Genomic DNA, 12,821 nt, shown 5'->3' with positions numbered 1-12,821 from the left:
CGCGACGCGCCATGTCCAGCCCGATCCTTGACGAGTTTCAGATCCTGCGGTATAACCCGCATCCGCACCCGTCTTTCACGGATCGGACCCGCCCGGAGCCGGGGGTCAGTTCCAGGCCCAGGTGGCCAGCACCGACTCGGCACGGGCGTCGCGGTCGGCCTGCGAGACCGAGCGGCTCGACGAGAACGTCACCACGTACGTCTGGGTGTCGTTCGTCGCGTAGTACTGGTCGATGCGGTAGTCGATGCCCCGCGTCGAGAAGTCGGCGCTCAGGTGCGGCGACGGAGAGCCGGCGATCGTGACGCGGCCCAGCACGTCGACCTTGGCGACACCGCTGTTCTTCAGCTCCTTCACGCCCAGCGACTCGATCTGCTCGGCCGTGAGCTTGCCGGCCGGCGAAGCGAGCACGTTCACGTTGTCGGCGAAGCCGTCGTCGTCGGTGAGATCGGCGGCGAAGGTCTTCGCGGTCTGGCCGGGCACCCCCTGCTCGGGGAAGCCCCATCCCTCGGGCACGGTGAACGAATAGCCGTCGCCGGTGACCTTCTCACCGGTGGCGGGTGCGACCGTCGGGGTCGACGCGCCCGTGGTGTCGGAGCCCTTGTCGGATCCGCCGTCGGAGGCCCCCTGGAACGAGGCGCAACCGGTCAGCAGCAGCGAGGCGGTCAGGACGGGACGGCGGAAGAACGCAGACGAGACATCTCCCGAGTGTAAACAGACCCACAGCAGACCCAAAGCTCAGTGGGGCGGTCGGGCGTGGCGGAACCGGATCCGACATCCCGGCCGAGCCTGCGCGAGCGCGTCGAGAGCGGCATCCGTCGCCACTGCGATGACCGGATACCCGCCGGTGACCGGGCCGTCGGCCATGAGGATTACCGGGCGGCCGTCGGGCGGCACCTGGAGCGCGCCGGGCACCATGCCCTCGCTGGCGAGCTCGGCCGTTTCGACGCGGTCGAGCACCGGGCCGTCGAGGCGGATGCCGACCCGGTCGGCGTGGTCGGTGACCGTCCACACCGCCTCGAACAGCGCGGCCCGGGCCGCGTCGGTGAACCGATCGGCGCGGGGCCCCGGCGCCAGGGCGATCTCGAGGTCGTCGCCGGGTGCGGCCGCCATCACCGGTTCGGCCGGCGGTACGGGGCCGGATGCCGCGTGGCCGGTCGCCAGGCGCCGGCCCGCGTGCAACGGGTCGGGGCCGAGGCCGGCGAGGGTGTCGGTCGCGCACGATCCGGCGACCTCGCCGACGGCGACCCCGCCGCGCACGGCCAGGTAGGCGCGGGCGCCGTGGGTGAGCCAGTCGATGTGCAGCACGGCGCCCACCGGCCACCGCACGGGCTGCCACGGGTCGACGTCGTGCCCGTCGATGCGGATCGGTCCCCACCCGCCGGTGACCGCGATCCACAGATCGCGTTCGGCAACGGCGCAGAACCCGCCCATCGTGATCTCGATGCCTGCGGCGTCTTCGCGGTTGCCCACGATGCGGTTGGCGGCGCGCAGTGCGCCGCGGTCGAGCGCGCCGGATGCGGCGATGCCTTCGGCCGCGCGCCCCGGGCGGCCGAGGTCCTGCACGGTGGCCGACAGCCCCGGCTCGCGCACCTCGAACGCTGCGGCCACGTTGCGAGGCGGCTCCGCCGCCCCGTCCGGTCGGCGAGAGTGCTTCTGACGGACGAAGGAGCGGGTTGTACCCGCACTCTCGTCCGTCAGAAGCACTTTCGCGGGAATGGCACGGGCGGCCGCGGGGGTGGGCGTGGCGCTGGCGGGCGCGGCGAGGGGCGCGGCGGGGGCGGCCCCGGTCGCGCGGAACCGCACACGCGTGCCGGGAACCAACAGCACCGGGTCGGCGGCATCCGCGTCGAACAGCACTGCGTCGGTCGTGCCGATCAATTGCCAGCCGCCGGGGGTCGGTCGCGGATACGCCCCGCTGAACGCCCCCGCGAGCCCGACCGCGCCGGCTGGCACACGGGTGCGTGGACTGCGAAGCCGCGGCACGTCGTATGGCCAGTCGTCGCCGACCAGGTACCCGAAACCGGGCGCGAACCCGGTGAACGCGACCGTCCAGGTCGTGGCGGTGTGCCGGCGCACGAGCGTGTCGGCGTCGATGCCGAGCAGCGCGGCGACCCCGATCAGGTCGGGACCGTCGTACACGACGTCGAGCGCGACCTCGCGCGCCGGCCGGGCGGGCACGGCCGTCTGCTCGGCGGCGGCCGCCTCGACCCAGGCGCGCGCGGCCGACAGCTGCAGCACCGCCGGATCGACGCGCACCAGCACGGTGCGGGCGGCGGGCACCAGGTCGACGACTCCGCGGGGGCGGGATGCCTCGAGCCGGGCGTGCAGGGCGAGCACCTGCGCGATCGGAAGGCGGGTGGCATCCGTCGCCCCGGGCCGCGCATCACGCGGCGGTCGCCCGCCGCCGGGCCCGGGCACGTCGGGCGCAACGTCGCTCGGGCGGACCCCGGGCGGCGCGGCCTCGTCCGGGACGACTGCGGGAAGCACCCCGGGCCGCCCGGGCACGTCGGGCGCAGCCTCGCTCGGCCGCACCGCGGGCCGCGCGGCCTCGTCCGAGCCGGGCTCGCGCAGCACCGCCTTACCCGTGACGACCGCGGGCCGCGCCGCCTCGCCCGAGCCGGGCTCGCGCAGCACCGTCTCCCCCACACGAGCCCCGCGCAGCACCGCCTCGCCCGGGCGGGCGTCATCCGGCGCGACCTCGACGAGCAGGGCGCGGTCACCGAACGGGAGGATGCGCATCACGGGCCCTCACCACGGCGCGGCGACGGCCACGTCGGCGGTGCGCAGCGCCTGGCGCACCGCCCGCGCGAGCGCGACGGACTCGGGTGTGTCGCCGTGCAGGCAGAAGGATGCCGCATCCACGCGGACCACGGTTCCGTCGACGGCCTCGACCTCGCCACGCTGCGCGAGCCGCACCGCCCGGGCCGCGGCGACGGCGGCGTCGTGGACGAGATCGCCCGGCTCTCCACGCGGGACGAGGCGGCCGTCGGCACGATAACCACGATCGAGGAACGCCTCACGGAAGAACAGGAGGCCGGCGGCATCCGTCGCCTCGGCGAGCGCGTCGCCGAGGGCCAGCACCGGGATCGCGCGACCGGCACGCTCGCTGAGGTCGGCGACCGCGCGCACCAGTGCGGCCGCCTGCGCCGGGTCGGCTCCGGCCGCGTGGTACAGCGCGCCGTGCGGCTTGACGTAGCGGATGTCGGCGCCGGCGGCGGCCAACGCCGACAGCTGCGCGGCGATGACGGCGTGCAGCTCGGACGGCGGCATCGGCACGAAGGTGCGCCCGAATCCGACGCGGTCGGGGTAGGCGGGGTGGGCGCCGATCGCGACGCCCGTGCGCTGCGACCGTTCGACCGCGGCACGCATCGACACGGCGTCGCCGGCATGCCCGCCGCAGGCGATGCTGGCGCTGGAGATCACCGCGAACATCGCCTCGTCGTCGGCCGTCGGCGTACCGTCGACCGTCTCGCCGAGGTCGGCGTTGAGGTCGATCGCATCCATGTGCTCAACGGTAGCGCCGCGGGCGGCGGCGGGCTTCGGGACCGGGCACGCGCGGCCGCCGGGCCGACCCGAGACACGTGCACGGCTGCGGGGCCGACCCGGAGCCGGTGCTTGCTCCACCTGCACGTGTGCACGGCCGCTGGGCCGACCCGGGGCCATTGCTCGCTCACCTGCGCCCGTGCACAACTGCGGGGATTCTGTGCGACACGCCGATGACGGATGCCACAGGCACGGCGTGTCGGCGAAAATCCCCGCAGTTGTGTCCGCCTGCGCGCGCCGGGACCGGGCACGTGCAGGGCCGCGGAGCCGACCCGAGACACGAGCACAACCGCGGGCCGGCCCAGGGCCGGTGCCCGCTCCACCTGCGCCCGTGCACAACTGGGATTCTGTGCGACACGCCGATGACGGATGCCGCAGGCCCGGCGTGTCGGCGAAAATCCCCGCAGTTGTGTCCGCCTGTGGGCGCCGGGAACGTCCACGGCCACGGGGCCGGCCCGGGTCCGGTGCACGCGCCCGAGTCCGTGCCCGCTCCCCTGCGCTCGTGCACAACTGCGGGGATTCTGTGCGACACGCCGATGACGGATGCCACAGGCCCGGCGTGTCGGCGAAGATCCCCGCAGTTGTGTCTGCCTGCGCGCGCCCAGGCCCGGCACCCGCCCACCCGAACCCGATACCGTGGACGCCATGGCGCGGGCACGGCGGGAACCCCTCGACGTGCCGCACGCCCGTCTGGGCGACGGGTCGATCGCCCGCGTCGTGCCGAGCCCGTACACGACCGGGTACGAGCTGATGATCGGCGAGACCCCGCAGTCGCACGTCGACCTCGACGACCCCGCCCACCTGCACTTCGAGTACGTCGCCCGCATGGGCGCGGTGATCGACCAGCTGCGGCTGCCGGGTCAGCCGTTGACGGCGGTGCACCTGGGCGGCGGGGCGCTCACGATCCCCCGCTACATCGCACACACCCGCCCGGGTTCGCGCCAGCAGGTGATCGAGCTCGAGCAGCCGCTGTGGGACCTGGTGCGCGAACAGCTCCCGTTGCCCAAGAACTCCGGCATCCGGGTGCGCATCGGCGACGCCCGCGCCGGGATCGCCCGGCTGCCCGCACCCCTGACGGGCAATGTCGACCTCGTCGTCTCGGACGTCTACGCCGGCGCGCAGACCCCCGCACACCTGACGAGCATCGAGTTCTACACCGAGGCATCCCACCTGCTCGCCCCGCACGGCGTGCTGCTGGTCAACGTCGCCGACGGCGCCGGGCTCGCCTTCGCGCGGCGGCAGGTCGCCACCGTGCGCGCGGTGCTCGAGCATGTGATCGTGCTCGCCGAGGTGCAGACGCTCAAGGGTCGCCGCTTCGGCAACCTGGTGGTCGCAGCCTCCGCGGCCCCGCTGCCCACGCAGTGGCTGCCGCGGCTGATGGCCGCCGGACCGCACCCGGCGAAGGTCGCGCAGGGCCACGAGATCGACGAGTTCTGCGGGCGGCTGACGCCGGTGACGGATGCCACGGCCTCGCCCTCGCCGAAGCCGAACACGTCGCTGTTCGAGCGGTAGCCGTCGGGTCACCCGCGGTGCACCTCGCGCGTGACCGGCGGTGCAACTCGCGCGGTGAAACGCGGTGAAAGCGGACGACAGGTAGACGACAGGGCGACGAAAGTCGGGGCCCGGATGCTGGTCGCATGACAACTTCCACCGACTGGGCCGTGGAGGCCGATGCGCTCGTGAAGGTGTTCGGAACCAACCGTGCGGTCGACGGTGTCGACCTGCGGGTGCGCACCGGCACCGTCTACGGCGTGCTCGGCCCCAACGGCGCCGGAAAGACCACGACCATCAACATGCTCGCCACGCTCATGCGTCCCGACGGCGGCACGGCCCGCGTGTTCGGGCACGATGTCGTCCACTCCGCGCAGATCGTGCGCCAGCTGATCGGGGTGACCGGTCAGTTCGCGTCGGTCGACGAGACGCTCTCGGCCACCGAGAACCTCATGATCTTCGCGCGACTGCTCGGCCTGTCCCGCGCCGATGCCCGCACCAAGTCCGCCGACCTTCTCGAGCGGTTCGGCCTGACCGATGCCGCACGCAAGCCCCTGAAGAACTTCTCCGGCGGCATGCGACGACGCCTCGACCTGGCGGCATCCCTGCTCGCCCAGCCTCCGCTCATCTTCCTCGACGAGCCGACCACGGGCCTGGACCCCCGCACCCGCGGACAGATGTGGGACACCATCCGCGAGCTCGTCGCCACCGGCTCGACGGTGCTGCTGACCACGCAGTACCTCGACGAGGCCGACCAGCTCGCCGACCGCATCGCGGTCATCGACCACGGCCGGGTCATCGCCGAGGGCACCGCCGACGAGCTGAAGGCCTCAGTGGGCACCTCGAGCCTGCAGCTGCGCCTGGCCGACCCGGCCGACACCGCCGAGGCCCTCGAGTCGATCCACCGGGTGCTCGGGGTGCGTGCGACGGTGTCGCCCGAGGCATCCCGGCTCACCGCGCCCATGGCCGACGCCGACCGTGTCGCCGACCTGCTGATCGGGCTGCGCGAGGCGGGCATCCACCTCACCGAGATGAGTGTGCAGAAGCCGACGCTCGACGAGGTGTTCCTGACCATCACCGGACACGACGCGGCCGACCAGGCCGCGCAACAGAAGCAACAGAAGCAGCAGAAGGAGGAGGTGCCGGCATGAGCGTGGTCACCGCCACCCCGATCGTCCCGGCGTCGAAGCGACGCCTGTCGAACCGCACCAGCCTGCAGCAGACGCTGCAGAACACGTTCACCATGGCGTACCGGGGGCTCGTGAAGATCCGCCGCACGCCCGAACAGCTCGTCGACGTCACGGTGCAGCCGATCATCTTCACGCTGATGTTCGCGTTCCTGTTCGGCGGGGCGCTGGCCGGCAACGTGCAGGACTACCTGCCGACACTGATCCCCGGCATCCTGGTGCAGACCGTCATCACCACCTCGGTGGTCACCGGCACCCAGCTGCGCGAAGACATGGACAAGGGCGTGTTCGACCGGTTCCGTTCACTGCCGATCGCGCGCATCGCGCCGCTGTCGGGGGCGCTGCTGGCCGACACCATCCGGTACGCGATCGCCACCACGCTCACGTTCGTGATGGGGTTCGTGATGGGCTACCACCCCGCCGGTGGCATCGGCAACGTCGTGCTCGCGGGGCTGCTGGTCGTGGTGTGCTCGTGGGCGATCAGCTGGATCTTCGCGTTCTTCGGGGTCGTCGCCCGCACCGCGTCGAGTGTGCAGGGCATCTCGATGCTCATCCTGTTCCCGCTCACGTTCTTCTCGAACGCGTTCGTCGACCCGTCGACGATGCCGCAGTGGCTGCAGTGGTTCGTGAACATCAACCCGGTCTCGCACCTGGTCACCGCCGTGCGCGAGATCGCCAACAACGGCGCCGTCACCGGCGACGTGTGGGTGACCCTGCTGGGCGCGGCCGTGATCGTCGCGGTGTTCGCCCCGCTGACGGTGCGCGCGTACATGCGCAAGGCCTGAGCCGGTCAGAACTCCGGATGAACGGGACGGATGTGGCACCGGGATGCCGCATCCGTCCCGTTCGTCACACCTGTCGGGGGACGCGTCGGCGCCGTGCTGGCGCTCAGCGCTCGCCTCGCGGCCGTGCCGCACCGACGTGCCGGCCGTGACCGCGCGTGCGGCGCTCAGTGACCGACCGCGCGCAGCAGGCGCACCGCCCGCTCGATCAGCCCGTCATGCGGCAGAGCGGATGCCTCGGCCTCGGCCGCCGCGACCGCGTCGGCACCGATGAGCCCGGCCGCGTGGTCGCGGTGGGTCTGCCAGTGCAGGCTGAGCAGGTCCTGCCGGGCAGCCAGCCGCTGACCGAGCGCCAACGCCGCAAGGCCCTGCTCGCGCAGGCCGGTCTCACCGACCGCCCAGGCCGACCAGCCCATCAGCACGGTGCCGAGCACCGGATGATCGGCCATGTCGGGCCGCAGCCGCGTCACCGCGATCGCCCGCGTGCGCAGTCGCCGCGCCTTGTCGGCCCGCCACACCGCCGAGAACAGGTCGTCGAACACCGCCGCCGACAGCATGCCTGCCAGGGCCATCAGGTACCACGGCGATCCGCGCTGGAACGCCGTGCCGAACCGGCTCAGCGACCGCGCGAACAGGGTGGCCGCGGCATCCTTCCGCCCCTGACCTCGCGCGATCTCGGCGAGGCCGTAGAGGCCGATGGATGCCGCTTCCAGTCCGTCCTCGGTGAGTTCGGTCGCCACCGCCAGGTCGTCGAAGATGCGCCGCGCCGACTCGACGTCGCCGAGCGCGAGCAGGTTCGACGCACGCAGCCAGGCCTGCTGCCGCTGCTGTTCTTCGGCGCCGAACAGCCGGTATCCCTCGTCGGCGCGGTCGAGCCACTCCAGGGCGAGCGCGGGCTGGGCGGTCTGACTGGCCAGCTGGGCGATGGATGCGGCCGACATCGTCGCGAACCACTCGGACTCGGTGCCGTGCGCGGCCTGCCAGACCCGTCGCCCTGCGTCGAGTGCGACCTGCGGCTGTCCCTCGTTCTCGGCCCACTGCGACAGGAGCGTGTCGCCGACCAGGCGGCGCGACCGGTCGGGCGAGGTGCACAGTTCGTGCAGCGCGCGGCCGACCTCGGCGCGGTCGTGGCCCATGCCGGCGACGACCACCGCGAGCAGCCCGTCGGCGACGGCGGCGAACAGCGGATCCATCTGTCGGTTCCGACGTCGCAGCATGCGGACCCGGGCGATCAGCCGCCCCGAGGACACACCGGCCTCGGCCTGGGTCATGAAGATCGCGAAGATCAACGTCGTCACCAGCGCCTCGGCCGGCACCTCGTCGTCTTCCACGCGCGGCAGCGCGGCGAACGCCGCGGGGGCGAACGCCGTCATCTCGGTGAACGCCCCCTGCACCATCCAGGTCTGCCCGAGCAGGGCGAACAGCAGCACCGTGGTCGCATCGTCTTCTCGGTCGATCGCGTGGTGCAGCACGGCGATGAGGTTGTCGTGCTCGACCCGCACCCGCGCGTGCACGTCGCGGTGGAACGCCGAACCGAGCCAGGCCGTGGCGAAATCGCGCGCCCAGTGCGTGACCCGACGCCACGCGGCGTCGGCCCCGGCGCTTCCATCGCCGCGGTGCTCGGCGGTGCCGGGGTGCTCGGCGGGTTCGTCGCCGGGGCGGGCGTCGACTCCGTCGCCGATTGGGTCGCTGCGGCCCTGTGCATCTTGATCACCGAGGCGGGCGAGGGCGAACTCGCGGATGGTCTCGAGCATCCGGAACCGCACCTGGCCACCGGGCTGCTCGACCACCAGCAGCAGCGACTGCGAGACCAGCCGGTCGAGCACGTCGTCGACCGGTTCTTCGAGCACGGCCGCGGCCACGTCGGCGGCGAACCCGTCGGGCAGCACCGACAGCGTCGCCATCGCCCGGCGGGCAGGTTCGTCCAGCAGATCCCAGCTCCAGCCGATCACGGCTTCGAGCGTGCGGTGGCGGGCGGGCGCGGCCCGGTCACCGGTGGTCAGCAACGCGAACCGGTCGGTGAGCCGCTCTTCGATCTGCCGCGTGGTCATCGTGCGCACCCGGGCCGCCGCCAGTTCGATCGCCAGTGGCAGTCCGTCCAGGTGCGCGCACAGCCGGGCGACCTCGTCCCGCGGCAGCGATGCGCCCGGTCGCACGGCGTGCGCGCGCTCGACGAACAGCTGTACGGCCGGGGCCGTGGCATCCGTGCCCTCGCCCAGCTCGAGCGGGGCGAGCGGATACACCGCCTCGGCGGCCAGGGACAGCGGCGTGCGGCTGGTGGTGAGCACGTGCAGCGACGGCACGGCGCCGAGCATGTCGGCGACCCAGGATGCCACCCCGTCGACCACCTGCTCGCAGTTGTCGAGCACGAGCAGTGTCGGCTGCTCGGCGAGCAGGCCCACGACGCGGGCGCGCAGGTCGGGGCGGGCACGCACGTCGGCCAGGCGCCCGCCGGGCGAGGCCTCGCTCACTCCGAGCGCGGCAGCGATCGCCGCGGGCACGTCGTCGTCGGCGCGCACCCCGGCCAGCGGCACGACCGCGACCGCCGGGTCGTCGGCAGCGGCTGCGAGCGCCTGTGCGAGCCGGGTCTTGCCCAGACCACCCGTGCCGAGGATCGTGACCACGCGGGCGTGAGTCAGCAGATCGGTGACCGCCGCGAGATCGGCATCGCGGCCGAGCAGCGCGTTCGGCGCGGCCTGCAGGCCGATGCGCACCCGGCCGCGCCCGGCGCCGGTGCGCAGCAGCCGGGCGTTGAGCTCGGTGACCTGTGCGCCCGGCGAGGTGCCGAGCTGCTCGCGCAGACGCGTGCGCAGCGCGGCGAAGACTGCGAGCGCCTCGCCGGTACGGCCGGCCGCGGCCAGCGCCGACATCAGCTCGGCGTGCACGGCCTCGTCGAAGGGCCGGGCCGCGGCCAGGTCGGCGAGCGCCCGGGCGGCATCGGCCAGCCGGCCGGCGGCGGCCAGGGCGTGGGCACGGGATGCTTCGAGCCTGGCGCGCACGGCGGCTGCGGCATCCCGTACCGCCTGGCCCACGGGCCGGGGGTCGAGGTCGACCCCGGGCTCGCCGCGCCACAGCGCGAGCGCCTCGTCGAGCAGCGCGACGCGGGCAGCGGGGTCGTCGTCGCCGGGCCCGTCATCGGCGACCGGACCGGGGACGTGGTGGGCGGCGTCGTGGTGGGCAGCGCCGTCGTGGGCGGTGCTGTGGTGGGTTGTGGCGTGGTGGGCGGTGCGATCGGCGGCGTCGAGCAGGGCGCGGGCGACGGACAGGTCGGTGTCGGCGTCGCCGAGCGCGTACCCGCCCGGCGTGCTGCGCACGATGTCGGCGCCGGCGGCGGCCCGCACCCGCGAGACCAGGGTCTGCAGCGCCGCGCGGGGGTTCTGCGGCAGGTCGTCACCCCAGACGTCGTCGGCGACGGCGTCGGCACTGCGGGCGGCGGGGGCGTCGAGGGCGAGGGATGCCACGAGCGCGCGCGCGTTCGTCCCGACCAGGTCGATCGGGTCGGGGCCGATGATCGTCACCGGCCCGAGCACGCACACGCGCAGCGAAGGCACGGATCGAGCCTAGGACGCGCGGGCGGGTCGCGCGGCTGCGTCGCGCGGGCGGGTCGTGCGGGCGGGTCGTGCGGGCGGGTCGCGCACCACACAATCGCACACACCACGACTGCGCGCACCACGACTGCGCCAGGAATCGGCGACTGCGCCACAGATCGACGGCGCCGTCGCCGCGACGTGGCGCAGTCGTGTGACGGACGCCGGAACGACGGGCGTCGGAGCCGGGATGCGGGTGCCGCGCCGGCGCGTGATCGAGCAGGGATGCGGACGCCTCACGGCGGTCGTCGGCACGACCCCGGCGCGTCCCCGGCGGGCACGCAGACACCTCATGCACACTGGATGGACACGCGCGAAAGGAGTCGACGGTGAGCTATATCAAGGGATACGACCCCGAGACCCTGCGCGAGATCGTCGACCTACGGCAGTGCCAGGAACGGCTCGACGAGATCGGCGGGCAGCGCAGCATCCCGGCCCTGCTCGAACGGGTGTGGCTGCTGAAGGTGCTCGACCGGCTGGACGAGGCGCTCGAGGTGGCCGAGGATGCCGTCCGCCAGGCACGGATGGCGGGCACCCGGCGCGATCTGCTGCGGGCACGCATCCTGCACGCGACCGTGCTGCAGTTCCGCGGGTCGTACGCCGCCGCGCTCGCCGAGCTGACCACGTGCGCCGAAGAGGCCGAGGGGCAGGGATGGGCCGGCATCGCCGCTTTCGCCTACCAGCATCGCGGCAAGACCTCGTACGATGCCGAGGATTACGAGTCGGCACGGGCCGACTTCAAGCGCGCACTGTTCCTGCGCCAAGAGTCCGGTGCCCCGGAAGACCAGCTGCAGTCGACGCTGCTCGCGGTCGACGCCGCCGAGCGGCGGCGCGCCGAGGCATCCATCGCCGTCTGAGCGATGTCGTAGGTATGTTCTAGCGTCGTCGCATGTCCGATCTGCAGAGAGTGCGCGCCTGGGCCGACGCGCTGATCGCGCTCCATCTCGACCCGTCGTGGTCGTTCGCGTTCGACAACGCGAAGCGACGGGCCGGACTGTGCAACTACACGCACAAGCGCATCAGCGTCTCGCGGTACCTGGCCGCGCGATACGACGACGACACCAACCATCAGACGCTGCTGCACGAGGTCGCGCACGCGCTGGCCGGACCGGCCGCGGGCCACGGCCCGGCATGGAAGCGCACGGCCCGCGACCTCGGCTACGTCGGCGGCACCACCCACAACGGCGAGACGGCGGTCGAGCTCGCGCCGTGGGTGGGCACCTGCCCGGCCGGGCATGTCGCCTACCGGCACAGACGCCCGACGCGGCCGACCTCGTGCGTGCGGTGCGCGCCACGGTTCGACGAGCGGTACCTGTTCCGATGGCGCCGCCGCGAGATCACCCCGGCGGCCCGGCTCGCCGCAATGACGCCGCGGTAGGGCGCGGGACAGCGCCGGACGGGGATGCCACGGTACGGCGCGGGATGCCTCGGTACTGCGGGGATGCCTGGGTACGGCCCGTCCGCGGCCGGAATGCGCGTGATGCCTCGTCAAGCGGGATGGCTCGTCAGTCGAGATAGCTCGTTACGAAGAGACACCCCTCGCCGCGCGCATCGCCGCGGCGCAGCGAGTCCGCCGCCGGCTCATGCCGGTAGGCCGGTTCAGGCCGGTTCGAACGCGCCGTCCCGCAGCACGGGCACCGACGACGAGGCATCCACCTGTGCGGCATGCAGCACATCGTCGCGCAGGCCCCGCGCGAGCAGTTCCTGCCCCGAGCCGCTCGCCGTCAGCAGGTGCCGCACCGCGCCGCGCAGTCCCCGGAACGCTTCGCACGCCACCGCCGCCTCGGGAGAGCTGTGGTCGATGCCGAGCAGGGCCAGCGCATCGACGACGGCGCCGGCACCCAGCTGGTCTTCGATCGCGAAGCGCACGGCTCCTCCGCCGCGGGTGACCTCACCGCACGGCACCACCGTGACGCTCACCCGTCCGCCACGCCGATGCTGCTCGTCCACGACGAATCGGGCCACCGCCGAGGCGTTGCGCAGTCCGCCGGCCACGACGAGGGCGCCGGATGCCGCGGCCGCCGCCGCGACCGGAACCCCGTCCACCGAGCTGGTGGCGTCCAGGCGCAGCGATCGCGCGCTGTCCGCGGCATCCGTCGCCATCGTGCTGAACCGCAGCACGTCGACGACGACGATGATGTCGGCCGGTGCCAAACGGGCCAAGCCGTCGCGACCCCAGTCAAGGCGCACCTGGTAGAAGGACTGATCGAGCACCACGAAAGCCTACGGTG

The 12,821-nt window shown here is 73.3% G+C and carries 10 protein-coding genes; 5 read left to right on the top strand and 5 right to left on the bottom strand.

Annotation, left to right across the window (positions count from 1 at the left end):
- Nucleotides 1-105 precede the first annotated feature (105 nt).
- The 3 genes from H577_RS0108670 to H577_RS0108660 are packed head-to-tail and all read right to left on the bottom strand — an operon-like array spanning nucleotide 106 to nucleotide 3,504.
- Nucleotides 106-732: a hypothetical protein gene (locus tag H577_RS0108670; protein ID WP_029145629.1), complete on the bottom strand. Its 627-nt coding sequence runs from the start codon at nucleotides 730-732 to the stop codon at nucleotides 106-108.
- A gap of 3 nt (nucleotides 733-735) precedes the next feature.
- Nucleotides 736-2,739, bottom strand: a complete 2,004-nt coding sequence (locus H577_RS15750) for a 5-oxoprolinase subunit B/C family protein (protein WP_084516011.1) — start codon at nucleotides 2,737-2,739, stop codon at nucleotides 736-738.
- Between the two features lie 9 nt (nucleotides 2,740-2,748).
- A complete protein-coding gene (locus H577_RS0108660; RefSeq protein ID WP_029145628.1) occupies nucleotides 2,749-3,504 on the bottom strand; it encodes a 5-oxoprolinase subunit PxpA in 756 nt (251 codons plus the stop codon).
- Nucleotides 3,505-4,188: 684 nt separating this feature from the next.
- Here H577_RS0108660 and H577_RS0108655 point away from each other — a divergent pair.
- The 3 genes from H577_RS0108655 to H577_RS0108645 all read left to right on the top strand — a co-directional run bounded on the left by H577_RS0108655 (nucleotide 4,189) and on the right by H577_RS0108645 (nucleotide 7,006).
- Nucleotides 4,189-5,055: a spermidine synthase gene (locus H577_RS0108655; protein ID WP_029145627.1), complete on the top strand. Its 867-nt coding sequence runs from the start codon at nucleotides 4,189-4,191 to the stop codon at nucleotides 5,053-5,055.
- A 125-nt stretch (nucleotides 5,056-5,180) separates the two neighbouring features.
- Nucleotides 5,181-6,185 (top strand): daunorubicin resistance protein DrrA family ABC transporter ATP-binding protein, encoded by a 1,005-nt coding sequence (locus H577_RS0108650; protein WP_029145626.1) that lies wholly within the window; start codon nucleotides 5,181-5,183, stop codon nucleotides 6,183-6,185.
- Nucleotides 6,182-7,006 (top strand): ABC transporter permease, encoded by an 825-nt coding sequence (locus H577_RS0108645; protein WP_029145625.1) that lies wholly within the window; start codon nucleotides 6,182-6,184, stop codon nucleotides 7,004-7,006. Before H577_RS0108650 ends, H577_RS0108645 begins: the two co-directional genes overlap by 4 nt.
- A 164-nt stretch (nucleotides 7,007-7,170) precedes the next feature.
- Here H577_RS0108645 and H577_RS17030 read toward each other — a convergent pair whose 3' ends face one another.
- Nucleotides 7,171-10,554 (bottom strand): AfsR/SARP family transcriptional regulator, encoded by a 3,384-nt coding sequence (locus H577_RS17030; RefSeq protein ID WP_051191886.1) that lies wholly within the window; start codon nucleotides 10,552-10,554, stop codon nucleotides 7,171-7,173.
- Between the two features lie 365 nt (nucleotides 10,555-10,919).
- Here H577_RS17030 and H577_RS0108635 point away from each other — a divergent pair, with 365 nt between their 5' ends.
- Both H577_RS0108635 and H577_RS0108630 read left to right on the top strand, forming a co-directional pair.
- The gene (locus tag H577_RS0108635; protein WP_029145624.1) at nucleotides 10,920-11,447 is read left to right on the top strand and encodes a hypothetical protein; all 528 of its coding nucleotides are present in this window, start codon (nucleotides 10,920-10,922) and stop codon (nucleotides 11,445-11,447) included.
- A 32-nt stretch (nucleotides 11,448-11,479) separates the two neighbouring features.
- Nucleotides 11,480-11,968, top strand: coding sequence for a SprT-like domain-containing protein (locus H577_RS0108630; protein ID WP_029145623.1), 489 nt, complete (start codon nucleotides 11,480-11,482; stop codon nucleotides 11,966-11,968).
- A 221-nt stretch (nucleotides 11,969-12,189) separates the two neighbouring features.
- Here H577_RS0108630 and H577_RS0108620 read toward each other — a convergent pair whose 3' ends face one another.
- Nucleotides 12,190-12,804, bottom strand: a complete 615-nt coding sequence (locus tag H577_RS0108620) for a 2-phosphosulfolactate phosphatase (RefSeq protein ID WP_245570365.1) — start codon at nucleotides 12,802-12,804, stop codon at nucleotides 12,190-12,192.
- Between the last annotated feature and the right edge of the window lie 17 nt (nucleotides 12,805-12,821).

Source organism: Microbacterium luticocti DSM 19459, assembly GCF_000422405.1.
In the GTDB taxonomy this organism is placed as follows: domain Bacteria; phylum Actinomycetota; class Actinomycetes; order Actinomycetales; family Microbacteriaceae; genus Microbacterium; species Microbacterium luticocti.
This window is presented reverse-complemented; position numbering and strand designations above follow the sequence as displayed.

Coding starts and splice junctions, on each gene's coding strand:
- H577_RS15750 (WP_084516011.1), bottom strand. CDS start 2,739: ATGCGCATCCTCCCGTTCGGTGACCGCGCCCTGCTCGTCGAGGTCGCG.
- H577_RS0108650 (WP_029145626.1), top strand. CDS start 5,181: ATGACAACTTCCACCGACTGGGCCGTGGAGGCCGATGCGCTCGTGAAG.
- H577_RS0108630 (WP_029145623.1), top strand. CDS start 11,480: ATGTCCGATCTGCAGAGAGTGCGCGCCTGGGCCGACGCGCTGATCGCG.
- H577_RS0108660 (WP_029145628.1), bottom strand. CDS start 3,504: ATGGATGCGATCGACCTCAACGCCGACCTCGGCGAGACGGTCGACGGT.
- H577_RS0108655 (WP_029145627.1), top strand. CDS start 4,189: ATGGCGCGGGCACGGCGGGAACCCCTCGACGTGCCGCACGCCCGTCTG.
- H577_RS0108645 (WP_029145625.1), top strand. CDS start 6,182: ATGAGCGTGGTCACCGCCACCCCGATCGTCCCGGCGTCGAAGCGACGC.